Origin of the sequence: Roseimicrobium sp. ORNL1 (genome assembly GCF_011044495.1) — a bacterium.
Lineage (GTDB): Bacteria > Verrucomicrobiota > Verrucomicrobiia > Verrucomicrobiales > Verrucomicrobiaceae > Roseimicrobium.
In genome coordinates, this window is sequence record NZ_CP049143.1 from 967,234 (window position 1) to 990,641 (window position 23,408).

The 23,408-nt window shown below is 60.8% G+C and carries 20 protein-coding genes; 8 read left to right on the plus strand and 12 right to left on the minus strand.

The window, feature by feature from the left end; all coding sequences use genetic code 11:
- Window positions 1–17: 17 nt before the first annotated feature.
- The 3 genes from G5S37_RS03915 to G5S37_RS03925 all read right to left on the minus strand — a co-directional run bounded on the left by G5S37_RS03915 (window position 18) and on the right by G5S37_RS03925 (window position 4,508).
- The gene (locus G5S37_RS03915; protein WP_165201041.1) at window positions 18–3,257 is read right to left on the minus strand and encodes a WD40 repeat domain-containing serine/threonine protein kinase; all 3,240 of its coding nucleotides are present in this window, start codon (window positions 3,255–3,257) and stop codon (window positions 18–20) included.
- Between the two features lie 64 nt (window positions 3,258–3,321).
- Window positions 3,322–3,696 carry a hypothetical protein gene (locus G5S37_RS03920; protein ID WP_165201043.1) on the minus strand — a complete coding sequence of 125 codons (375 nt, stop codon included), beginning with the start codon at window positions 3,694–3,696 and terminating at the stop codon, window positions 3,322–3,324.
- Window positions 3,697–3,788: 92 nt separating this feature from the next.
- Window positions 3,789–4,508, minus strand: a complete 720-nt coding sequence (locus G5S37_RS03925) for a sigma-70 family RNA polymerase sigma factor (RefSeq protein ID WP_165201045.1) — start codon at window positions 4,506–4,508, stop codon at window positions 3,789–3,791.
- A 141-nt stretch (window positions 4,509–4,649) separates the two neighbouring features.
- Here G5S37_RS03925 and G5S37_RS03930 point away from each other — a divergent pair, with 141 nt between their 5' ends.
- The 7 genes from G5S37_RS03930 (at window position 4,650) to G5S37_RS03960 (ending at window position 10,036) form a co-directional block, all read left to right on the plus strand.
- Window positions 4,650–4,856, plus strand: coding sequence for a TM2 domain-containing protein (locus G5S37_RS03930; protein WP_165201047.1), 207 nt, complete (start codon window positions 4,650–4,652; stop codon window positions 4,854–4,856).
- Window positions 4,857–4,940: 84 nt separating this feature from the next.
- Window positions 4,941–5,237 carry a hypothetical protein gene (locus G5S37_RS03935; protein ID WP_165201049.1) on the plus strand — a complete coding sequence of 99 codons (297 nt, stop codon included), beginning with the start codon at window positions 4,941–4,943 and terminating at the stop codon, window positions 5,235–5,237.
- Entirely contained in the window at window positions 5,234–5,632 is a 399-nt protein-coding gene (locus G5S37_RS03940; RefSeq protein ID WP_165201051.1) for a hypothetical protein, read from the plus strand. Before G5S37_RS03935 ends, G5S37_RS03940 begins: the two co-directional genes overlap by 4 nt.
- Window positions 5,633–5,723: 91 nt before the next feature.
- Window positions 5,724–7,130, plus strand: coding sequence for a radical SAM protein (locus G5S37_RS03945; RefSeq protein WP_165201053.1), 1,407 nt, complete (start codon window positions 5,724–5,726; stop codon window positions 7,128–7,130).
- A gap of 6 nt (window positions 7,131–7,136) precedes the next feature.
- The gene (locus tag G5S37_RS03950) at window positions 7,137–7,868 is read left to right on the plus strand and encodes a prolipoprotein diacylglyceryl transferase family protein (RefSeq protein WP_165201055.1); all 732 of its coding nucleotides are present in this window, start codon (window positions 7,137–7,139) and stop codon (window positions 7,866–7,868) included.
- Window positions 7,869–7,984: 116 nt separating this feature from the next.
- Complete coding sequence (locus G5S37_RS03955; protein ID WP_165201057.1) at window positions 7,985–8,365, plus strand: Rid family detoxifying hydrolase; 381 nt, start codon at window positions 7,985–7,987, stop codon at window positions 8,363–8,365.
- Window positions 8,366–8,467: 102 nt separating this feature from the next.
- Window positions 8,468–10,036 carry a PQQ-binding-like beta-propeller repeat protein gene (locus tag G5S37_RS03960; RefSeq protein WP_206026297.1) on the plus strand — a complete coding sequence of 523 codons (1,569 nt, stop codon included), beginning with the start codon at window positions 8,468–8,470 and terminating at the stop codon, window positions 10,034–10,036.
- A 52-nt stretch (window positions 10,037–10,088) separates the two neighbouring features.
- On the opposite strand, the gene G5S37_RS03965 is transcribed toward G5S37_RS03960, so the two are convergent.
- The 5 genes from G5S37_RS03965 to G5S37_RS03985 all read right to left on the minus strand — a co-directional run bounded on the left by G5S37_RS03965 (window position 10,089) and on the right by G5S37_RS03985 (window position 16,804).
- Entirely contained in the window at window positions 10,089–11,252 is a 1,164-nt protein-coding gene (locus G5S37_RS03965; protein ID WP_165201061.1) for a PepSY-associated TM helix domain-containing protein, read from the minus strand.
- Window positions 11,253–11,432: 180 nt separating this feature from the next.
- Window positions 11,433–12,128, minus strand: coding sequence for a hypothetical protein (locus tag G5S37_RS03970; protein WP_165201063.1), 696 nt, complete (start codon window positions 12,126–12,128; stop codon window positions 11,433–11,435).
- Between the two features lie 98 nt (window positions 12,129–12,226).
- Window positions 12,227–13,678 (minus strand): DUF1501 domain-containing protein, encoded by a 1,452-nt coding sequence (locus G5S37_RS03975; RefSeq protein WP_165201065.1) that lies wholly within the window; start codon window positions 13,676–13,678, stop codon window positions 12,227–12,229.
- Between the two features lie 4 nt (window positions 13,679–13,682).
- Window positions 13,683–16,214 (minus strand): PSD1 and planctomycete cytochrome C domain-containing protein, encoded by a 2,532-nt coding sequence (locus tag G5S37_RS03980; RefSeq protein WP_165201067.1) that lies wholly within the window; start codon window positions 16,212–16,214, stop codon window positions 13,683–13,685.
- A 59-nt stretch (window positions 16,215–16,273) separates the two neighbouring features.
- Window positions 16,274–16,804: a ferritin gene (locus G5S37_RS03985; RefSeq protein ID WP_165201069.1), complete on the minus strand. Its 531-nt coding sequence runs from the start codon at window positions 16,802–16,804 to the stop codon at window positions 16,274–16,276.
- Between the two features lie 140 nt (window positions 16,805–16,944).
- Here G5S37_RS03985 and G5S37_RS03990 point away from each other — a divergent pair, with 140 nt between their 5' ends.
- Window positions 16,945–17,736 (plus strand): hypothetical protein, encoded by a 792-nt coding sequence (locus G5S37_RS03990; RefSeq protein WP_206026298.1) that lies wholly within the window; start codon window positions 16,945–16,947, stop codon window positions 17,734–17,736.
- A gap of 21 nt (window positions 17,737–17,757) precedes the next feature.
- Here G5S37_RS03990 and G5S37_RS03995 read toward each other — a convergent pair whose 3' ends face one another.
- The 4 genes from G5S37_RS03995 to G5S37_RS04010 all read right to left on the minus strand — a co-directional run bounded on the left by G5S37_RS03995 (window position 17,758) and on the right by G5S37_RS04010 (window position 23,401).
- The gene (locus G5S37_RS03995; protein ID WP_165201073.1) at window positions 17,758–19,122 is read right to left on the minus strand and encodes a hypothetical protein; all 1,365 of its coding nucleotides are present in this window, start codon (window positions 19,120–19,122) and stop codon (window positions 17,758–17,760) included.
- Window positions 19,123–19,213: 91 nt separating this feature from the next.
- The gene (locus G5S37_RS04000) at window positions 19,214–19,549 is read right to left on the minus strand and encodes a tetratricopeptide repeat protein (protein ID WP_165201075.1); all 336 of its coding nucleotides are present in this window, start codon (window positions 19,547–19,549) and stop codon (window positions 19,214–19,216) included.
- 81 nt (window positions 19,550–19,630) lie between these two features.
- The gene (locus G5S37_RS04005; RefSeq protein ID WP_165201077.1) at window positions 19,631–21,202 is read right to left on the minus strand and encodes a SurA N-terminal domain-containing protein; all 1,572 of its coding nucleotides are present in this window, start codon (window positions 21,200–21,202) and stop codon (window positions 19,631–19,633) included.
- Window positions 21,203–21,295: 93 nt separating this feature from the next.
- Window positions 21,296–23,401 (minus strand): tetratricopeptide repeat protein, encoded by a 2,106-nt coding sequence (locus tag G5S37_RS04010; RefSeq protein ID WP_165201079.1) that lies wholly within the window; start codon window positions 23,399–23,401, stop codon window positions 21,296–21,298.
- Between the last annotated feature and the right edge of the window lie 7 nt (window positions 23,402–23,408).

The window sequence follows — 23,408 nt, forward strand, 5'->3', positions numbered from 1 at the left end:
CACTCGTGCTCGTGTTCTCAGGGCACGCCTTTTTTGGGTACGATCATCTCCTCCACCAGAGGTGATGGCTGATGAACGAGCGGCGTGAACTTCCAATCCAGCCGCAGTCGCGCGACCTCCTGGCGTATCCACGCCATGTCCCACTGGAACAGGAAGCCCTGAGGATTCGCGGAGAGGAATTGGGATCCATCAGGACCGAAACACAGCGGCACATGCGGACCGCAGTCTGGCTCGCCGACGTCCTCCAGGGTTTCTGCATTCACCATCTTCACCTTGTTCCTCGCGTAGGGAATGGCGGCGACGGTTCCGCGCGGGCTCATGGCGATGTGATCTCCAATCTGGTCGTGCTTGGGATGCACGGCACCCGGCTTCCACGTGCTGGTGTCCCAGCAGCGGAACTCCTCCGAGCTTCCGGTGATGAGCCACTTGCCATTCACGGCAAATGCGACCGCGGCGCCTCCCGGGATGGCGAGCTTCTGCACGACCTCACCGGTCTGCGCATTCCACACCCACACATCATTGCCCATCGCATAGGTGCCCGTCGCCACGAGACGCCCATCCGGACTCATCGAGACGGTGTGAGCTCGCGCATGACCGGTGAGCGTCAGTGGTGCAGAACCACGGCTGCTGAGGTTGAATACACGCACTCCATCATCAAACACCACCGCCAGTCGTTGCTCATCTCCGGCCAGCGCCGAATATCCGTGAGAGGGGTCACGAGTGAGCGCTTCTGGTTCGTCCAGCACGACCTGCAGCTTCTTGCCGGATGTCTGCGTCTGCATGGGCCAGCGCCAGACACCACTACCGCCGGTGACGATCAGAGAGTCCTTGCAGAAGAAGAGACCGCGCGGCGCCTGGAAATTCAGTGAGGCCAGCTCGTAGCCCTCCGCATTCCAGAAGCGCACCTTCTCCGATGTAGCTCCAATGATTGATCCATCGTGATTCCAAGCAGCACGATAGACCGTGCCATCGGACGGACTGCGCAGGCGACGACACGCTCCGAGCGAAGTCACCTCATACAATCGCACACGCGTGCCATCCTGCCCCACACCGAGACGTGAACCGTCCGTGGAGAATTGCAGGTGCTCCGTGGTGGACTCCTGGGACACATACATTTCCCCGGTGGTCGCATCCCACAGCTTCAGGCTGCCATCCCGCGAGCCGGTGGCGATGAGTTCTCCTCCGGGATTCCAGACGGCCTCGTAAACATTATCCAGTGGACCGGAAATCATCTGTCGAAGCGTCCCAGTCTCGGCATCCCAGATGCGGATGGTTCGCTCTCGTGGCGAGGGAACGGCGAGCCAGTTCATCCGCGGGTGCCATGCAAAGCGTCCCACCGTGGCGGGATGGTCCAGCCAGGACGTTTTTACTTCTGCCTGTCGCAGGTCGAGCAGCATGACACGACCTTCAGGCATTGCTTCGTTGCTGACAAAGTTGATGGCCAGAAAGTCGCCGCGCGGTGACACTGCCACCATCCTGGCCTCCGCAGGGAGGGCCACTGGTGCCCCCTGCAGCGAGCCATGAGCCAACTCGTAAATACGAAGTTCGCGATCCAGGCACACACAGATGCGAGAGGCGTCGGACCAGAAACTCAGCGCGCCGTCGTGCACGCCATGCCACTGGTGGATCAAGGTGGCATTCTTCCAGTCCCACACTTTCACATCCATGATGCGGTCTGCGGAGCTCTCGTATCCGACCGCCAGCCAGTGGGCATCAGGACTGAAGCGGATGAGCCGTGATGCCGCTTTTCCTTCGCCCGGCAGCACCGACACTTGTTTGGATGAAGCTCGCTCCGTCACCACCACCGTGCCGTCCTTCAACGCATGAGCCGTGAGGGTGAAGTCGGTACTCAGAGCCACGATGGGCTGACGATCAGGATTGCCCTCCCACACTTCCGCAGGACGCAAGTCGGAGATGACGAGCACGGCCACGGCTTCGTTCTGCAACTCCATGGAGGGGCGGATGGCGGCGGCGCGCTGCAGCGATTCAATGGCGAGATAGCGAGCACCCGGCTGATGGCTCCATCGCCGTGCCCGGGCTTCGGAGAGGAGAGAATCCCACAAGATGCTGGTCTGCTCTTTGCGAGCCTGTACGGCTTCGGTCCAGTTGATGAACACGCCGGCGAGTCCAATCAGCGCCGTGAGAACCAGCGCGACGCTCAGGACGGCGACACCGGGCCTCCGCCGTGCCCACTTCATCGCGCGCGAGGTGATGGTGCTCGCTCTCGCACGGATGGGCATGTCCTTGAGCCAGTGTTCCAGATCCTCGGCGAGCGCCAGGGCGGAGTCATACCTTCGCTCGACTTTTTTCTCCACGCATTTGAGGCAGATGATCTCCAGTTCCCGATCCATCGTACTGCATTGCACCCTCAGAGGTTGCGGTTCGCGCTCCACCACCTGCCGCAGGGTTTCCGCCACGGTCTTACCCCGGAAAAGCGGTCGACCACTCAGAGCCTCGTAGAGCACCGCGCCCAGGCTGTACACATCACACGCCGTGGTGAGATCCTCTCCCGTAGCCTGTTCGGGAGACATGTAGGCCGGAGTGCCAAACACCAGATCCGAGCGCGTGAGGGAGAAGGCGGCGTCATCCAATCGCGCCAGACCAAAGTCCACCAGAAGCGGATTGCCCGCCTCATTGAGGAGGATGTTGCTTGGCTTGATGTCGCGATGCAGGATCCCATGCTGGTGGGAAAAGTGCACCGCCCTTGCGACGGTGGCGACAAGCTGTGCCGCGCGCCGCATGGGCAGCGCACCTCTGGCAATTTCATCCGCCAGGCTTCTGGCGTTTTCCACCAGTTGCATGGCCATGTAGGGACAGTTCTCGTGGTATCCCCATTCGTGCACCGCGATGATGTTGGGATGCTGCAGGCGAGCCGCTGCCTCCGCCTCCCGGCGAAACCTCTCCAACTGCTCTGGTGAGGCAAAGTCCGCCCATGGCAGCACCTTGAGCGCCACCTTCCGGTTCAGTTTGGCGTGGCGGGCCTCATACACCTTGCCCATGCCGCCACGGCCGATCTCGCGAAGGATTTCGTACGCCCCCACGTGGAATCCCACCTTGAAGGACGTGGTCGTCTTGTGGGCTGATTCCTCCGCAGGCGTGTCCACGCCTTCCATCGTGCCACCATCGTTACCGGTACTGTGGCAAGTCGCCAGCTTCAGGAGACACGCCGGGCACAGGAACTCCGGAGCCTGCTCGGGCACGGGATTGCCGCACACCGGGCAGGCTGCTGTGACATGCGCAGGAGAGGGAGTCGCCATGCGTGGGATGGCACACTTCAGGTTTGGAATGCTGGCAAACTCCTGCCGACCGGCAGGAGCGGTATCAAGGTGCAGATGGCAGGGGCTCGTCGAGTGCGGCTTCGATCATCGCCATTGATGCATCGGGTCGGCCCGCCATGAGTCCACCCCCGATCGCGAAGGGGATCAGCGCTGCCCTTCCCGTGATGCACAAACCTCGAGACACCGGGATGAGCGTGGCTTCGGCAAGGGTGGGCGTCGGCTCCGGCGTCAGCGGCGTGTGAGGGCCCGGGGGATCGAGGTGCTTCGCATTGGGATAGGATTGATACAGCACCTTGGCAATGGGCGGCGGTGTGCCGTAGCGGGTCCCGCCTGTCGAGCATGCCCCCAGGAAGAGCACGGCGAGAGTGATGCAGGTGGGACGCAGGATGGCAGCGGTCGCGGTATGGGCCTGATTCATGGCACAGTGGTCCGGTGGTTGTATCCGGACCTCCTTTCACAGGGTGCATCTTGAATCAGGGATGAAGGGTTACAGGGAGCGCACGTTTTGTTTCACGAAGCGGTGCCGATGACCTTGAGCAGGTGCCGCAGCTCTTCCTCGATCTGGTCCGCCGAGTCCACGGTGGTGGCCACCTCCTCACGGAGACAGGTGCCAAAGCGATGTCTCAGGCGATGGAGTGCCACCTTCACGGTTCCTTCCTCCATGCCCTGCTGCTGCGCCACTTCCCGCACCATGCCTGGAGGTGTGCTCAGGAGCAGGGGAAGCAGGGCTTCGAAAGTACGCCTGCGCGTGGGGTTCTGGTGTTCCTCGCGCAGACGGGCAAAGACACGCTCAATGAGGGTGAAGGCCCATTGACGGTCAAACAGCACGCTGTCATCCGGACCCTCTTGGAGATGCCTCGCAGGCACCTCCTCCTCCTCCAGGCTGACTCGCATGAGGTGGCCGCCGCGTTTCTTGGTCTGGGTGCGTGTCCAGGCATCGTACAGGAATCGCTTGAGCAACATCAGCATCCAGGCGCGCAGTTTCCCGTGCGCAGCGTCCACCTCCTTCAGCAGGTTTTCGCGAATGAGCATGCAGAAGAATTCCTGCCCCAGGTCATCCACATCGTCCTGGCCATTGAGGTGCCGGCGGATGTAGGCATGCACCGGTTTCCAGTAGGCGCGGCAGACGTCATCCCAGGCCCGGAGCGCGGTTTCCGTGGGCGACCCTTGGAGACGCGCGATCAAGGTCCATCGCGTGCCGGGGAAGATGCTGGCAGTCTCGCTCTTCATGCGCCGGTAAAGGAAACCTTAGCAAAACAGGGCAATCCCACAAGATCCACTTTTTGCCATGCGCACAAAAAACGTGACAGTTCCGGGGACTTTGGCAGACTCCGTGCGTCAGTCTGTGCACCAATCCACACTCTCAAATCCATGAGCGACAAGAAATTCCTACCCGCATTGCTTCTGGCCATCTTCCTTGGGTTTGCAGGCGGTCACCGCTTCTACGTCGGAAAAACGGGCACTGCGATTCTTCAGCTCGTCACCTGTGGTGGAGCCGGCGTTTGGGTATTGATCGACATCGTGATGATTGCCATGGGGAAATTCCTCGATAAGAACAACCTCCCGCTCGCGAAGTAGCAGCAGAGTCGGCGCAGTCAGTACGCTCGGGCAGGGAAAGGGAATGTCTTGCGGCAGGCGTCTGCGCCTGCCATGAGTCCCGCCATGACTGCTGCCGAACTCGCCCAATCCGCCAAGTCTGATGCCGCGCCGCCCGCCGGATTGTCCCCCGAGGCGGAGGCCCTTTGGCACGCGAAGAAGGGGAACTGGCATGAGGCGCATGAGATTGCCCAGGACATCCACACTCCCATGGGTTCGTGGATTCACGCCCTGCTGCATTTGATTGAGGGGGACATCGGCAATGCTGGCTACTGGTACGCCAAGGCCCGCAAACCGGCGCGCTCGCGTGGGGAGATCGACGCTGAATGGGAAACCATCGCCCGCGAGGTAACAGACTCATGAGCACCGAGAATCAACCTCCCGATCCTCCGCCTTATGTGCCGCGGACGCGCCCCCCGTCGCCTTCAGAGCCGGATCCGACGATAAACACGGGTTCCCGCTGGATTGCCTGGGTGGTGTCCTCGGTCGTTCTACCTGTCCTTGGGTGGCTCGTCATGCTGTTATTCAAGCTCCGGGGTGACTCAGTCGTGGTCTTGCTGACGGCCTTCGCGTTGCTCTGCCAGTTCGTGACGTCGGTGCTCTTAGCGCAGGGTTTCTGCGCGCGGCGAGGCTCGGGAGTCGGAGCCGCCTTCGGCATGACCATTGTCTTCTTTCTGGCAAGCGTAGCCATCGGTACTGCCGCTTGGTTCGCAGGATGCCTGGTGTCATTCTCCTCCGGCGGATCATTCATCCATTGATGCCGTCGATGATGGTCGCCGGATTTTTGATTTTCCCCAGGAGGTTGCCGACGCTCATGTTCCGGGAAGCCCCATGAGTGGCGTTCATTCCATGCTTTCGACCTCTTCTTCCCCGGACACTGTGCTGAAGCACACCACGTCCCGTTGTCCCGTTTGTCAGGCTGCCTGCCCCGCGCGTGTCGTGAGCCGCTGGGGCAGGGTGTACCTCCAGCGCACCTGTGCCACGCATGGGGAGTTCAGCGCGTGCCTGGCCAGTGACGAGCGTTTTTACTGGCTCGCACAGGGCAAGGAGGAAAATCGTGAGTGCTGCCCGGGTAGTGCCTGCTGCTCTGCGGATGGTGCAGCTGCGGGCACGCTGGGACGGAACGCGGCCGGACACGGGACACAGCCTTTTGAAATGCTCTCCACCTGCCTGGCGCTGATTGAGATCGTCCATTCCTGCAATCTCGCCTGTCCCACATGCTATGCGGATTCTCCCCTCGGCGCCGGTTCCAAGGTGAACGCAGTGCCCTTGGAAGACATCAAGCAGCGGATCCAGGGGGTGATTGATCGGAAGGGTGGGATTGAGATTCTGCAACTGAGCGGTGGCGAGCCCACCCTTCATCCCCATCTCTTCGAGCTCTGCGCGTGGATTAAAGAGCATCCGAAGATCGATTTTGTCCTGCTCAATACCAACGGTGTCCGGCTTGCGAAGGAACAGGAGTTTGCGCTTCGGTTGAGCGAAGTCTTTGGTGGTAGTGGAGTGCAGATCTATCTTCAGTTCGATGGGGTGCAGGAGCAGGGCCAGCGAACCCTGAGAGGGGCTGACTTGCGAACTCTGCGTGAGGAAGCCCTCGCCCAGTGCGCAGCCGCGGGTCTACCCGTGACACTGGCCATGACGGTCACGACGGAGAATCTTCCCTCCTTGTGGGAAGCGGTGCACTTCGGCCTGCAGAGGGAGGTAGTGCATGGCATCACCTTCCAGCCCGTCTTTGACAGCGGCCGACGAGCGGTCCCATCCGCAGCCGCTCGTGAAACTCAAGGTACGACGCACGGCAGTCTCCAGCGCCAGCGGCACGACCGGCTGAACACGGCGGATATTCTAAAAGCCGTGGTCGGGCAGAGCAGTGGACAGCTTCGCGTGGAGGACTTCACACCACTGCCCTGTGGAGATCCGAACTGCGCCACCATCGGTTATCTCATCAGGCAGGGAGCACACGTTTGGCACGTGAGTGATTTCATGGACTTCACCAGACTGCAGGGGTTCCTCCAGGATAAGATGCACTACACGCTGGAGGACCTGGCGCGCTGCGGTTGTGAGAACACGGACCTCGGTGAACTGCTGAAGACCCTTGAGCGCACCCGCAGCATGGCCTTCCGCATCATGGTAAAGCCGTTCATGGATTCCTGGACATGGGATGAGGATCGCATCGATCGCTGCTGTACCCATGTGATCCGGCCGGACGGCAAACTGGATTCCTTCTGCCGCTATTACAGCACCCAGGCGTCCGTCGTTTGATTCGCCATGCCGCCGCCTCCTCATTGGTCAGACGCACTGCTGGCGGGCTCCTATCGTTGGTTGATGGTCGCGGCCATCCTCATGAGTGCGGGCTGGTGGTACTTCCGCAACCGGCGGGATCCTGACCTGATGGTAGTCTACCTCGGTGCGCTCGGGGGTGCCTTTCTGGGAGCGAAGATGGCCTATCTTTTCGCGGAGGGCTGGCGGGACTGGCCGCTCCCGGATCGTTGGTTCCGGCTGGCCACGGGGAAGAGCGTGCTGGGTGGTCTACTCGGTGGCTATGCTGGTGTGGAGGGGATGAAATGGCTGGCAGGTTACCGCAAGAGCACGGGGGACCTTTTTGCCATCATTGCCCCGTTGGGCATCGCCGCTGGGCGTGTGGGCTGCGTGTTGCAGGGGTGTTGTCAGGGAAGGGTTCTCACACGCTTGCGCCCTGGCGCTTTCGTGGACGCCGCTGCGCTGCCCGCGCGATGGCCCGCTGCCGAGGTGGAGTTTGCATTCCAGCTCATCATGGTTGCCGTGCTCATGATCTTGCGCGCCAAATCGCTCTGTCGTGGGAGATTGTTTTTTCTCTATTTGTTTGTGTACGGCCTCTTTCGCTTTGGCCACGAATGGATGCGGGAAACTCCCGTGATGCGAGGCGGTCTGAGCGGTTACCAATGGATCGCGCTTGCCATGGCCGGCATCGGCGGATGGATGTTTTTTCGGCGTGCCCGGAGGCCTGTGGAGGTGGTGTAAAAAGTCTGGAGACCCTTCAAGTCCAGAGCCGTCAGGGTTTGGAAAGATGCATGAGAATCTACCGGGGCCGTCTTGTCTGTTGACTCCCGCCCCGCGCCCGCTCAGTTGCACGCCCCATGCAAATCATCTCCGCACCCAACGCTCCCGCCGCTGTCGGCCCCTACTCCCAGGCCGTGCGTACGGGCAATCTCCTCTTCTGCTCCGGCCAGATCCCGATCGACCCGGCCACCGGCAAGATCGAAGCCACCGACGTGGAAGGCCAGGCCCTGCAGGTCATCGCCAACATCAAGGCCGTGCTCGCCGGCGCAGGTCTCACCATCCAGAACGTGGTGAAGTCCACCATGTTCCTTCAGGACATGGCCGATTTCCCCAAGGTGAACCCCATCTATGAAGCCGGCTACGAAGGCCACAAGCCCGCCCGCTCCACCATCCAGGTGGCGAAGCTTCCTCTCGGCTCCTTGGTCGAGATCGAAGTGATCGCTGAGTTCGCCAGCTAGTCCCTCTGGCTGCAATCTGGGAGCATGCATCTTTGGTGATACATGCTCCCGTGCAAGACGGGACAACGGCGATTCGTTGGCATGGAAATACCCGGTCCCACCATGCTGCGCCGCATTGCCCCCCTTGCTGTAATCTCGTGCTTGTCCGCTGCCACACTCCACGCGGAGTGGAATCAATGGCGTGGCTCGCAGCGCAACGGCGTCAGCGATGACTCCACGCCGATAGCCGGTTCGCTTCCTGAGGGCAGCCTCACACCCATCTGGGAGAGTGGTACCATCCCTAGTGATCACGATGGCGGCCACAGCAGTCCCGTGGTCAGCGGCGGTCGCGTTTATCTGAGTGTGGTGTGGCACACACGCGTGCCATCCGAGACGCGTCTCATCGATGAGGAAGTCGTGAGTGCCGTGGGGCATCGCGGTACCAACCAACTCGGTCCGGAGCTCACGAAGAAGATGGAGGACGCGCGCAAGAGCCGTCCCGGCAGCACGCGCGGCACGGCGCTCGATGAAGCGGCGAAGAAGTGGGTGGATGACAACTTCAACGAAGAGCAGAAACTCGTGCTCGGCACCTGGGCCGAGCAGCGCTTCAAGCAGGGGAAAAACGCCATTGATGTCGAACTCCTCGACAAGGTGGCCAAGCGCCAGAACAAGCCCTTCGCCAATGCCGCTGAGATGATGACCTGGGCTGAAGCGGAGTTTCCAGATGCCGCCGTGCGTGAGCGCATCCTCAAGGCGATTCCAGACACGTTGAAAGTCGGTCGTGACACAATCGTGTGCCTCGATGGTCAAACCGGGAAGGAACTGTGGAAGTTTGAGCACGAGGGCCAACCCACCGGTCGCCGCACCTCTGGCACTCCCGCCGTGGTAGATGGCAAGGTGTACGCCGTCGGCAGCACCCATCTCTATGCCGTGGATGCGGAGAAGGGCTCGCTCGTCTGGAAGACGGAACTCAAGCCTGCCGGTGCAGGCAGTTCACCACTGGTGAATGACGACAAGGTGTACGTCATGGCTGGTGGTCTCATGTGTGTGGAAGCCGCCACGGGAAAGTCCCTCTGGACCAGCAAGGACGTGAAGGGGGACACCGCCAGTCCCATTCTCTGGAAGACCAGCGACGGCAAGACCACCCTGGTGTGCAACGCCAACAAGGGACTTATCGGCCTTGATCCCACCACGGGTGAGAAGCGTTGGGAAGTGGAGGGCGGCGGCCAGTCATCCCCGGTGATTGAGGGAGACCACCTTGTGATCTTCAGCGGCACCCAAGATGTGGGACTGCGTTGCTATCTCGCGCAGAAGGATGCCGCGCCCAAAACGCTCTGGTCCCACTGGTGGATGTCACGTCGCTACACGGGCTCACCCATCATCCACGAAGGTCACGTGTACCTCATGTGCGGTGGCAAACACCAGTGTGTGAGCCTTGCCGATGGCAAGGTGAAGTGGCAGGAAGACGTGGAGAGCACCATCACCTCACCCCTGTTGGTGGATGGAAAGATCCTCAGCATCGAGCAGAACGGCATCTTCCTCCGCCTCATCAAGGCGGACCCCACAAGTTACCAACTTCTCGGCCGTGCCAAGGTCGAGGCCATGTGGTGTCCTACACCAGCCCCCTACGACGGACGTCTCATCGTCCGCCGCAAGGACAAGGTCGTCTGCTTCGACCTGCGGCAGAAATAACCGGCCAAGGAGCGCGGCCTTTCCAGGCCGCATGGTGTACGCTTACTTCCGTTCACGCATCCTGCACACGCCGCGCGGCCAGCTCCGTGACTTCCTCGCGCGTGTCTGATGTCACCGAGGCCTTGCCGGAGACTTTCTTCTTCCGTGTGGGATTCCGCCGCTTCCGCCACATGATGAAACCCGTCACCGCAAGCACGCCAGGCGTCAGTCCACCGATGCACCAGAGGATCTTCACCGGCAGGCCACCGAAGTTCCCGAAGTGCAGCGGACGGAAGGTGTCTTCCACCTTTTCCCACACACTTCCCTGTCTCAGGTCCTTGGCTTCCTTCAGCTCTCCCGTCTGCTGGTCAAACATCACGCTGCTGCCGTAGGGACTGGTCAGGATGCCAGTTCCAGCTTGTCCAACGATCGTGATGCCCAGCTCAGGAGCCGACGGCAGCGAAACGGCACTCGCGTTGAATCCGGGAATCGTCCCCTGCGCTTTCTTCAGCAGCGCCTCCATCGAGATCGTGTCCGCATAGTGCGACTTCGTGATGTACTGCGGCTGCTCACCCTCGGGCGCTTCCTCTTCCCACAGGTGACCGATGATGTGTCGCAGATTCCACCAGCCGCCGGTGAAGCCCAGGATGAGATTGAAGGCCACAGAGGTGATGCCCACCATCTTGTGGAAGTCCGAGAAGAAGATGCGCGCACTCCGGCCCCAGCGCAGTAGGAAGAGCGTCTTCCAGAAGCCGCGGTAGAGCCACACACCTGTGATGCCCAGGAAGAAGAGCATGGCGCCAAAAACACCGGCAATGAACTCACCCACGTGGTCCGCGAGGAAACTATAGTGCAGCGAGAGCGCCAAGCCTGTGATGGTGTCTTCGCGTTCCATCGGACCGGCGAGCAGTTCGCCCGTGTAGGGATTGACGGTGATGCCCTTCCAGATCTCCGTGCCGTGGACCACCACATAGACGTAGTCGGCGCGGTCCGACTCTCTGGCCATGTCCCACCACATGATCTCATGGCCAGGGACTGCCTTCTTGGCAGAGGCCAGCAGGACATCAAAGGGCAACCTCTCGCGACCCGCCGGATCGGCTTTCACCATCTGGGGGAAGAGCACGCCATCCAGCTCGTCCTTGAACACCAACACGCTGCCCGTGAGGCCGATGAGAATCAAGCCGAGCCCGGCGATCAGGCCAAGCCACGAGTGGAGGAAGAACAGACGGCGCTTCATGAGGGGGATGTCCTTCTTAGCTCATTTGAAATTAAGTCTCAATAGCAACGTCGGGCAAGTGTGCGTGGAAAGTGGTCCGCCGAGGCTCGGCGATCAGGTCAGAGCACCACGCGTGTCCTTCGCGAGTCTCCCCAAGAGCTCACTTTGATGCCTCGGAAGCCGCGAGGACGACTCGGCTCTTCACGAAACCCTTCGCTTTTGCCGTAGCGCCATCACGATGGCCACAACGCCCGCCGCCCCTGCCAGCACCAGCAAGATGCCAGGAGGCAGGGACAGGCTCTTTTCCATCGTGATGCTCGTCGAAGCTGTCTCGGCAGTGCCATCGTCGTCGCCTTCCGTGCTCGCGCCGTTGTTCCCTTTCAGCCCGGTTTCGATCTTCAGATCTTGGGAGGGAGAAAGTGACACGTGCTGCATCTTCCCATCCGCCTGCTTCACGCCGAAGAGATACGTGACATGCCAGGGATGCCCACCCGTCACGGAGAACTCCCGGAGCATGTTCTGCCGCAGCGTGACTTCTGCTGGTTTCAGGTCATCATACGTGTACCGCAGTTGAAATCGATACTTCGTCTGGCTGGGTGAGCTGTACGCGGCAGGCGGTGTGGTTTCCAGGACGCGCCCCGTCAGCTTTTCACCGCCCGCGCGGACTTCGAAATGACTCGTAAGGTACTGCTCATGCTTGCTCACCGCTGCTGCGATGGCATCCGCATCGAATCCACCCTGCTCTTCATCACGCAGTCCATGCACCAGGAGAATTTCACGGAGTGCCACCTCGGTGTTCACCAGCATGGCATCGTCTGTGAAGGTGATGCGCGCAGTGTTCAGGATGCCCGAGTGCGCGTGCAAGGCTGGCACCACCAGCATGCAGGTAGCGGTCACAAGAGCGGCAAATGGGAGGCTTCTCAGCACAACAGAGAAACGCTCACCGCAGTGCGCCGCGGATGCAACGCCGATTTCTGCGATTGAGAAATCCTGCACTACGCCAGCACCGGCTTCACCACGTGGCCGTGCACATCTGTCAGTCGGAACTGCCTTCCTTGGAATCGGAAGGTGAAGCGCTCGTGGTCGATGCCCAGCAGGTGCATCACCGTCGCCTGGAAGTCGTGCACATGCACTTTGTCCGTCACCGCGTTGAAGCCGAACTCATCTGTCGCCCCGTGACTCATGCCCGGCTTCACACCACCGCCCGCCATCCATAGCGTGAAGCCGTACGGATGGTGGTCGCGACCCCACTGGGCTGTCTCGGAGATCTTGCCCTGCAAGAACGGCGTGCGGCCAAACTCACCACCCCAGATGACCAGCGTGTCCTCCAGCAGGCCGCGTTGCTTCAGGTCCTTCACCAGTGCTGCGCTGGGCGCATCCGTGTCCTGGCACTGGATCTTGAGCTGCGTGTTCAGGTTGCGATGCTGGTCCCACCCGGCATGCATGAGCTGGGTGAAGCGCACGCCGCGCTCGGCAAGCCGTCGCGCCATGAGGCAGTTGTACGCATAGCTGCCCTGCTTCATCACATCCGGACCATACATGTCGAGGATGTGCTTCGGCTCCTTCGAAAAGTCCGTGAGCTCCGGCACACTCGCCTGCATGCGGTACGCCATCTCATATTGCGAAATGCGTGTGGCGATTTCTGGATCGCCCGACTGCGCGAGCTTCATCTCATTGAGCTGCGCCAGATCATCCAGAAGACCGCGCCGTACCGAGCGGCTCATGCCTTCTGGATTACTCAGGTACAGCACAGGATCTCCGCTGCCGCGGAATTTCACCCCTTGATACTTCGAGGGCAGGAAGCCACTGCCCCAGTAGAAGTCATAGAAGATCTGCCCGCAGGACGCCTCTGTGTCACGCGAGGTCATCACCACAAAGGAGGGCATGTCATTGGAGTCACTGCCCAGTCCATAGCTCAACCACGAGCCCATGCTCGGTCGCCCCGCCTGCTCGCTGCCTGTGAGGAAGAAGGTGATCGCGGGCGCATGGTTCACCGCCTCTGTGTGCATCGACTTGATGAAGCACAGGTCATCCGCAATCGCCGCCGTGTGCGGCATGAAGTCACTCACCCACGCGCCGCTCTGTCCATGCTGCGCGAAGTTCGTGATGTTACTCAGCACTGGCCGCTCGGTCTGATTTCCCGTCATCGTGCTGAAGCGGCGTCCGCCCACCACCTCATCCGGGATTTGCTTCCCGTGCCACTCCTTGAGTTTTGGCTTGTAGTCGAAGAGCTCCACATGCGCCGGCGCCCCATTTTGCAGCAGGTAGATCACCCGCTTCGCCTTCGGCGCGAAATGCGGCAGTACCGGCGCAAGCTTATCCGGCAGGGTCGCAAATCCATCCCGCGTGAGTAGTGAACCCAGCGCTGCCGCCCCAAGCCCGTGCGCCGCCTTCCCAAACAGGGCACGGCGGGTCAAGCTGAGACGATGTGATGCAAACGGATCCATGGTTCTATTCTTTGGTCAGCGCCTCATCCAGATTCAGCACCAGCAGGCACACCGAGGTCCACGCCGCGTGCGTGCTCGCATCCAGCAAAGTGTCCCTTGGAGATTCTCCCACTTTAAGAAGCTTCTCCGCTTCGATCTTGTTCTCGTCGAACTGTGTCTTTAAATAGGCCACTCGCTGGAGAAGCACGCCTCGCTCATCCGCTGTTGCATCACGTGAGAGTACCAGACGGAAGGCGAGGTCCAGTCGTGCGGCATCATCCTTTTCCGCAAGCAACACCCGCTGGGCCAGCGCACGAGCTGCCTCCACATAGGTGACGTCATTCATCGTGATGAGCGCGTGCAGCGGTGTGTTCGTGCGGCTCACGTTCACAGAGCAGTACTGCCGTGCCGGATTGTCGAAAAGCATCGTGGGCCCCACGATGCGGCGCCAGAAGGTGTAGAGCGTGCGGCGATGCAGCGCGTCACCGGTGTCCGGCTTGTAGGTGATCTTGCCGAAGGTCGCCTCCTCCCAGATGCCCTCGGGCTGGTAGGTCTTCACCGGCGGACCACCAAGCGTCTCCTTCAGCAGACCGGAGGAAAACAGCGCCGCATCGCGAATCATCCACGAAGGCAGGCGATAGCGTGGCGCACGAGCGAGCAGGCGGTTCTCCGGATCCTTTTCCAGCAGGGCAGGGGAGACCGTGGAGGATTGCCGGTAGGTCGCACTCATCACCATGAGTTTGTGCAGCGCCTTCACGTCCCAGCCACTTTCCATGAAGTTCACGGCAAGCCAGTCGAGCAGTGGCTGGTGCACCGGCTTCTCGCCCTGCACGCCGAAGTCTTCCGCCGTCTTCACCAGGCCAATGCCAAACAGCGCCTGCCAGAAGCGATTCACGGTCACGCGTGCGGTGAGTGGGTTGCTTCGATCCACGAGCCACTGTGCGAGGCTCAGGCGGTTGCGTGGTGCATCCGCGGGCAGGGCAGGCAGCGCCGCAGGAGTGTTCGCCGTGACCTTCTCGGGTGTGGGCTTGTCGTACAGGCCTTTGGAAAGGATGAAGGTCTCGCGCGGCTTTGCGATGGTATCCATCACCATCACGCGCACGATCTTGTTGCTGACCTCATCCCGTCGCTTCACCGCACTACGAAGTGGTTTCAAGACGGCCACGTATTCCGTTTCATCCTTCAGGTCGGTCGTGATGCGGTCGATGAGACCGGTGGATCTCCGCACGGGAGCCTCCGCGAGCGAACTTGTTACATTGCTGGACAGGGATTTCGCGGCCGGTGATTCCGAAGCCGGCCTGCCCTTGGCACGAGGGAAGCGCGTCTCTTCAAACTTCTCCACGGCGGCTGCGGCGTCCTTCACCACCTTTTCCCGCTTCGCGAGTTCCTCCAGTTCGTCGCCACCGGCTACATCGAGCACAGGCGGCACTCCTCCCGTGCGTCCACCGCCTGCCCGGCCTTCTTCCGTGGTCTGGTTGAAAATGTCGTAGAGCCCGTAGTAGTCCCGCTGGGTGAGTTGGTCGAACTTGTGATCGTGGCACTTCGTGCACGCCATCGTGAGCCCCAGCCACACGGTCCCCGTCGTCTCCACGCGGTCGAACACATTCTCCACCCGAGTCTCTTCCGCGATGCGCCCGCCCTCGCCGTTGAACATGTGATTGCGATTGAATCCGGTGGCCAGACGCTGCTCCATGGTGGCATTGGGCAGCAGGTCACCCGCAATCTGCCAGACCGTGAACTGGTCATACGGCATGTTGTGATTGATGGCATTCACCACCCAATCCCGCCACGGCCACATGGTGCGTGTGGGGTCGCCCTGGTACCCATTCGTGTCTGCATAGCGCGCCGCATCCAGCCAGTCCCAGCTCCAGCGCTCGCCATAGCGAGGCGATTGCAGCAGGCGGTCCACCACCTTCTCATAAGCTTGCGGAGAGTCGTCTTTGAGAAAGGCATCTACTTCCTCCGGTGTCGGCGGTACTCCGGTGAGATCCAGCGTCACGCGGCGGAGGAGTGTTTGCTTCGATGCCTCCGGACTCGGTTGCAGCTTCTCCTGCACCAGCTTCGCGCGAATGAAGGCATCGATCGCATTCCCCGATTTGAAATTTGAAATCTCAAATTTCAAATCCTGTGCATCAGGCACCTTGGTCTTCTCCACCCGCTCAAACGCCCAGTGCTTGCCCCACACGGCGCCTTCATCGATCCAGCGCTTGAGCGTTTCTCTCTGCTGCGTGGTGAGCTTGCGATTGCTCTTCGGCGTTGGCATGACCTCATCCGGGTCATGGGTGAAGATGCGCTTGATGATTTCGCTCTCCGCGCTTTTGCCGGCGAGGATGGCCGTCACCCCGTCCTTGGTTTCCTTCGCCGCTTTCTCTTCGTCGAGCCGCAGGCCACCCTTGCGCTCATTCTTGTCCGGCCCGTGGCAGTGGTAGCAGTTATCACTGAGGATGGGCTGGATGTCGCGATTGAAGTCCAGCTTCTCCGCCGCGGGTGCAAAACAAGCCGAGCCCACGAGGACGAATCCCGTGAGCGTGAGGTGCTTTGCCAGCGACGAAGGCATTCCCCATCATACGCAGCCCCGAGGGGCTTCTACATGGGGAATGCTCTCAAGCGGATGGATCATTTGCCGCCACCAGAGGCAGGGGCGGGAGCCTCGGCCACACGGCGGCCGGCTTCATCGTCGAGGCGCAGCAGGCCGGCGGGGTCGTTGCCCACCAGTTCCAGGCGCTCGATCATGAGCAGCACGGTGCTTTCCTCCTCCACCTGCTCCTGAAGGAACCAGGCGAGGAACTGCAATGTGGCGAAGTCCTTCTCCTTCTGGGCCAGCTCGTACAGGTCATTGATTTGTCCCGTGACGAGTTGCTCGTTGGCGAAGGACGACCTGAAGGCATCCAGCGGGTGCGCGTCGTAGGAGGTCTTGGGCGCGTCGAGCGTGGCGAGCTCCACCCGGCCGTTGCGGTCGGAGAGGAAGTCATACAGCTTCATCGCGTGGCCATACTCCTCGGTGGCCTGGAGGCGCATCCACTTGGCAAAGCCCCGGTACGGCGTCGCGTCAAAGTGGACAGCCATGCCGAGGTAGTTGTAGTGTGCCTGCAGCTCATTCTTGATCTGGGCATTGATGGCTGCTTGGACGGAATTGGGGATGGGCATAATCGTCTAGAATTAGAATGATTCTAAGTTAGATGCCCTCGTGCACAATGCCAACGGAAATCACAGAAACTCTAGCCCCACCTTGCACTTCGTGGCCGACCACGGAGTGGCAGCAACGTGAGCATGCACATCGCGCTCGCGTGTCGGAGCATGCGGAGGCTTTCGTGTGCCGCCGCTCCGCGGGAGAGAAGCATCCCGTCTGGGACTTCCTCTTCACCTACTACAGCTTCTCTCCGGGTAAGCTGATGACGTGGTGTCCTGCCATGGAAGAGGCGCAGCGCGCCACGCAGGATAGTTTGCTATCGAACATCGACATGGTGACTTGGGAGTGGCCCCCGCTCAGCGACCGCATCCGCCGCGAAGCCGCGTGGATTGCCCAACTCTGTGGGAACATCGTGGGTCGCCCTGCACGTTTTGCCTGCCATGGCCTTCATGAGTGGGCCATGGTGTACAAGCAATCCGCGGAGCAGGTGCGTCACAACGGGTACGAATTGCGCATGGAGCCCGGCGAACTGGCTGCCTTCGTGGAAAGCCAGAACATCTGCTGCACGCACTACGATGCCTTCCGCTTCTACACCCCTGATGCGCGGCCGATGAATACCTTCAATCCGAGCTTCGGGACACGCCTGGAGATGGAGCAGGGCGGCTGCCTGCATGCGAACATGGACCTCTACAAGTGGGCCTACAAACTCTGGCCCTGGATCGGCAGCGATCTGGTGGCAGATGCCTTTGAAGTGGCTCTCTTCGGCCGCGCCATGGACATGCGCGCCAGTCCCTATGACTTGGAGGCCCTTGGCTTTCCTCCCATCCATATCGAAACGGAGGAGGGCAGGGCTGAATATCGCCGCTGCCAGCAGGAACTCGCGGTGAAAGCAGAGCCCGTGCGGCGCAGGCTGCAAGTAGCGGCAGCCTGGCTTGCTTCTGCTGCTTGAGCCAGGAAGCAGAGCAGACGCTTACGTGCGAGCCGGTTCCACCCTGCCCATGGCATCACCCAGGAGATTGATCGCGCGCCGAATGTCCTCCTTCGGTGCGCCGGTGCCGAAGGTGACGATGCGATCTGGCAACTGCAGCTCCCCATGATAGATGGGATTGGAGTTCATCCGCATGGATGTTTCCACGGACATGCGCTGTACCTCCGCCGGGTTCCATGTGTGCTTCACGACTCGGCGTCCGGAGGTGGCGATGACCGTGAGAGACTGCGCATCCGCGTGCAGCATTTTGATCGTGTTCCGTGCAATCCAGCCAAACCGGAACATGGCCATGCCAGTCAGCAGGGCGATGGACACCAAGAGGCACCAGAAGACGATGAACCCATTGAAGAAGTAGTAGAAGACCTTCGCATGCGGCTCCCAAGGCATCCACATGCTCAATCCTCCGCGCAGCATGAAGATGGCAATGGCCACGAAGAAGCCGCCAATGACGAGAACGATGGTCCCGACCCTCCTCGACTGTGAGCGTACGATCGTGTGATCCGATCCCCGCTCCATCTCCAGCTTTCCATGGCGCCATTCGCTGAGGAGCTTCGAATCGGGTGGTGGATTAGTGGCAGAGCTTAGCCCCAGTGCCTGTCGTATTTCCTGGCACAGCCAGGCTTTCTCCTGAGGCTCAAGCATACTGCCAAACACCATCCTGCCCCGCTTCGCTTTCACTTCGATGGCATAGACGGGGCGGTTGTTTTCTATGTAGATGCAAGTGAGTCGGGCGCTCACGATGACATCGCGTTGGAGGATTTTGCGTCTGGTGAAACCAAGGAAATGGCGTGTGTACACCACCTCCCTCGAATCCACTTCCAAGGTGTGGCGTGCCAGGGAGGCCCGCAGCCCGGCGTAGAGGAGCCCCACGCCAATCAACGGGAATATCAGCGGGACGAATGCCTTCGCGGTGACCTTGGGAGCGTCCAGCGAGTGCGTGAGCGACAGGGCACAAAGAGTGAGAGTCAAGGCCAGCCACAGCGAGGAAAAGGTCAGCAGGAAATTCCACCCTCCCTTCGCGGGAACCTCCCAGCGGCGTCCGTTTGCCGTGCTGTCTGCCACGATGCGGGTGTGGAGAGGTTGCTCGATGAGCTCTTCTGTCTCGGCAAGCTTCGTTTCCTCAGTCTCCCTCGGATGCTTGAACTTGAGGTAGGAGGAGATGGGTGCGTAGCCCCTGCACTCCGAACATGGCATCACTTCCTCCCAGAGCAGACCTGCCTGAACACGTGCCGGGAGGGTGGCTTCGCATGTTGGGCAATGAAACTGCGCCTTGGCCCGGCGCAGGGACCGGTTGGCGAACCACGCAAAAATGCGGCGGCACCAGGACGGGATCAGTTCTACAGACATGCGGGCAAACTCCGCACTCATGGAAGCGGGAATTCCACCTCATGGCAACAGTCGTCATGTGGCCACTGTTGCGCTGCCGTCCCCTGCAGACTTACCCCACCCTGCCGCCCAGCGAAAGAATGCGGGCCTTGCCCTTGGCGTCTTCCGCTTCGGCGATCTGGCCATTCTTCACATACATCTGTGAGAGCGCCGTCCACGCCAGCAGATCGTTGGGATTGATCGTCGTGGCCATCAATCCCGCACCGATGGCTTCTTTGATGCTTCCAGACTTCATCAGCGCCATGCCAAGGGCGTGCCAGCCATCAAAAAACTGGGGGTCAACCTCCACGCTGCGGCGGTACAGCTTCACCGCCTCCTCCAGCTCACCCACAGCCACCAACCCGCTGGCCTCGTCATAGAGAGCGTCTCTTTCGATCGATTCGCTCATCAGATGAAGGGCGGTGGGGGGAAAGCTGAAGGTGGAGCCGGCTTCCCCCCAGTGTGAGTGAGTGGGGGAAAGCGGTGGCGACTATCGCTCTTTGTCGACCGCGACCTGCAGCAAGGTGTCAACCTTGATGTGGGCGTTCCGGTGTTGCTCTTCAAACCAGGAGCGGAAGATGTCCTGCTGCGCCATCCGGTCGAGAGAATTGGCGATCATGGTTTTGGTCGAGGCACCCTCAGGGCTCTTGCGCAGTTCCTTGGACAGCACGAAGAGCAGCAGCACTCCGTTTTCAGAGTCCAGGAGTTCCTTGGCAAAGGTTCCCGGAGCGGTGAACTGGGCGCCCCTGGCGATGGCATAGCCGATGCTCAGGTCGGTCGGAGGATTGGCTGCGGAGAATTCAGCAAGCACCTGAGGAGCCAGTCCGGCTTCCTTGGCAGCGTCTGCAAAGGACTTTCCACCCTTGATGGCTGCTTCCAGCTTGGCGCGGGCTTCGTTCGCGGCCTTGGTCATTGCTTCCGTAGCCCTCTGGTGCACGAGCACATCGCGAATCTTGTCCTTCACATCCTTCAATTCCTGGGGCTTGGGCTCCTCCACGGCGGTCACCTGGAAGAAGGCATAACCCTTTGCGGTTTGCACCGGATCGCTGATGGGGGTGAGCTTGGGATCGTTGCGGAAGATGGCCATCAGCAGGTTGGTTTCCGATTTGATTTCCTCCGGCGGAGCGCTCAGCGCGAACGCGGCAATCTGGCGGACTTCCCCCTTTGCAGCGGTGGCTTCGGCCGCGAGATTGACCTTCGGATCCAGCACTTTCTCGGCGAACTTCTGCACTCGCTCCTGGTATTCGTGTTGGGCCTTCACGGTACTCTCCGCGTTCATGGCGGCGGTGTCAGGCTTGGGCATCACCACCAGGGTCACGGCGCGCTTTTCTTCCGTCTTGTAGCCGTCCTTGTTCTCTTCGAAGTACTTCTTGATGTCGTCTTCGCTGATCTCGACCTTCTTTTTGAAGTCTTCCAGGGGGAAGGGGATGGTGGCAGCCTTGATGGTGCTGAAACCGGCGGCGTAGTACCGATCCGCGATGCCAGGGCCGGACACCACGTTTCCTGCCACGATTTGGTGAAGGCGCTGCAGGCCAAGGGAGTCGCGGATCACTTGATAGAGTTCCTCTTGTGAAAACTCACGGCGGATATAATCCTCGGCCTGTCGGGCGAGTTCCGGATTGTACTGGCCATTGGAGGAGAAGGCGGGGAGCTTCTGGAAAGCTTGCTGGACTTCTGCATCGGAAGCGTGGATGCCGTATTGGTCCAGCGCGCGGCGCAGCACGAGCAGGTTGATGCCGAAATCCACGGGGGCCTTGTCAAACATCAAGGGCCTGCGGGTGTTCGTGTTGCCGTGTTCGTAGTGCAGTCCCACCACGTCGGTGGCAAAAGCCTCCGTCACTCCGGGGAGACCCAACTCGCTCGCAAGCTGGAAGGCGCGCTGCAGGCGGCTAAACTCCATGAAAGTATAGTCCCGTCCATGCACCGTGAGGGCGGTGGAGTCATGGCCGATACCGCCTGTACGTCCCTTCCCCGTACCGCTCCAGAAGGTGAAGGCAATGATGATGATCGCGGCGACTGCGATCATGATGGGCTTGGACTGGCGGCGGAGAAATTCGAGCATGGTCGTGGAAAGGAGGAGACGTAACGCGGGCGGCGAAGAAATGCCGCCCTGCGCGGGGGGTCAATCTGTTTTTTGCAGGATCCTCGGGCTGGACTATTGGGCCGAGGCCGTGGCGCTCTTGGTCTGGACGGCAGGGCTGCCGGGTGCTTTCAGCAGGCGTTCCAGAGCCGTGTCCGGCTTGATGCCTCGATCCAGCGCGTTTTGGTAGTGCTGCCGTGCCTTTTCGTAGTTGGGAGGATTGCTGGTCACGTAGAGGACGGCCAGATTGAAGTGCGCATCGCCGTAGTTCGGGTCGATGGCGAGGGCGCTCTTGAATTCGGCCTCCGCCCGGCTCCGGTTGCTCATATTGCTGGCGATGATGCCCAGGTAGTGGTGGGCCTTCGAGTTGTTGCGGTCGTTGGCCACGGTCTTTTCGAAGGAGTTGAGCGCATCACTGAGCTTGTTCTGGCGGAAGTAGCACACGCCCAGGCTGTAGTGGGCCACGGAATTGTCTGGCGAGTAGACCAGGCACTTCTGGAAGAGCACCTCGGCTTCCTCATACTTCTTCTGCCGGAGCTTGATGCCGGCGAGGCTCGTCAGGGCAAAGGAGTTCTTCGGATTCACGCGCAGGGCGTCCTGCAGGCTCTGTTCGGCGGCGACGTAGTCGCTGCGGAGGATGGCCGAGTCCGCGGCCGCCATGAGGGTCTCCTCGGAGGAGCCATTGACGCTGGCTGGAGGGGCGGCAGGCTTGGGAGTATTGTCGCTGCCAGCCGCCTCGGGGGCTTGGGCTGGGGCGCTGGGAGGTGCTGCCATGCCTGAGCGGGCTTCCAGCGTGGCGGTCACACCACTGGCGGCCAGGATTTCCTTGAGCTCGGGCTCGGTGAAGAGGGACTCTTCTCCCACGGAGATTTGGATCTTGCCGGAGGTGAGGTCCTCCAGGTTCTCCATCAGCGTCTGCGAGGTGCTCTCCATCTTCTTCATTTCCGCGATCACCAGTTCCTTCGCCTGGCGGGCGCGTTCCTGCTGGCGGAGCTGGCGCATGATGATGGCGCGCAGAGCCTTGTTCTCTTCAGCAGCCTTGGCATCTTCAGGAGAGGCGCTCTTGACGGACTTGCCGGAGCTGGCGAGTTCCTTGCTCATCTCCTTGTACTTCATCGTGAGTTCCGCCACCTGCGTCTGGTAGGCGGTGTTCTCCTGGCGAAGCTTGGCCAGTTCGGACTGGATGCCGGTGATCTGCGTCTTGAGAGCCACGATTTCCTGGTCCTTCTTTTCGCTCTCGGACTTCAGCTTCTCCACCTGGGCCTTCGCGGTCTCCAGTTCCTTCTTGATGCGGGTGTTCTCCGCAATCAGCTTGGTCATCTCCTCGGGCTTCGCGTTGCCTTTCTTGGCATCTTCCAGTTCCGCAGTGAGCTTCTTCTGGTCTTCCATGATGGCGGCCTTCTCCTTCTGGAGGGACTCGATGACCTTGCCAGACTCTTCAAATTCCTTGGTCTTGGCCGCGAGCATGTCATTCACAATCTTCGATTCACTGCGCAGGCGCTGGAGTTCCTGCTGCGTGGCCACATCCGAGCTGCTGGCCTCCTTGTTCATGCTTTCCATGCGCTTCATCAGGTCGGATTGCATGCCCTTGAGTTGGTCACGCTCCTGGGCGGCGCCCATGTAACCGCGGGAGTAGACGTCCAGGTCCTGCAACAGCTTTTGGTTGCTGCGCTCCAGTTCCTGGATTTTCTGCTGCTGCTGCTGGAACTGCTGGTTGAGTGCGTCCACCGGGCTGGTGCCGGGACTCAGCGTGGGAGCTTGCATGGGGGCCTGAGGTGTCACCGCGTAGGTGCCGGGCTGGGGAACCGGGGGCATAGGCAGCGGCGCAGAGGTGGCCGGCATCACCGGGACCTGCTGGACGGGAGCTGCCGGCGCGGCGTTCAGACCGCTGACATTGTACCCCAGGCGTTGCAGGCCGGTGACGACGATGCGCAGGCGGTAGCCCACCACGTCTGGCTGCCAGTCGGGATAGTTCTGCGAGACGGAGCTGATGATGCGATAGGCATCCAGGTAGGCGCGGATGGCCGAATCCTTCTTGCCTTCCTGCTCGAGCTTTTCGCCCTGTTTCCAGAGCTGGTAGCCATCGAAGAAGACATCACCGCCAACACTGCCGGACTGGGCGGGGGCCAGCGCAAGGCTGCAAAGGAGCCAGCTAAGGACGAGAAGAGGGAGTCTGGGCATAGATCGG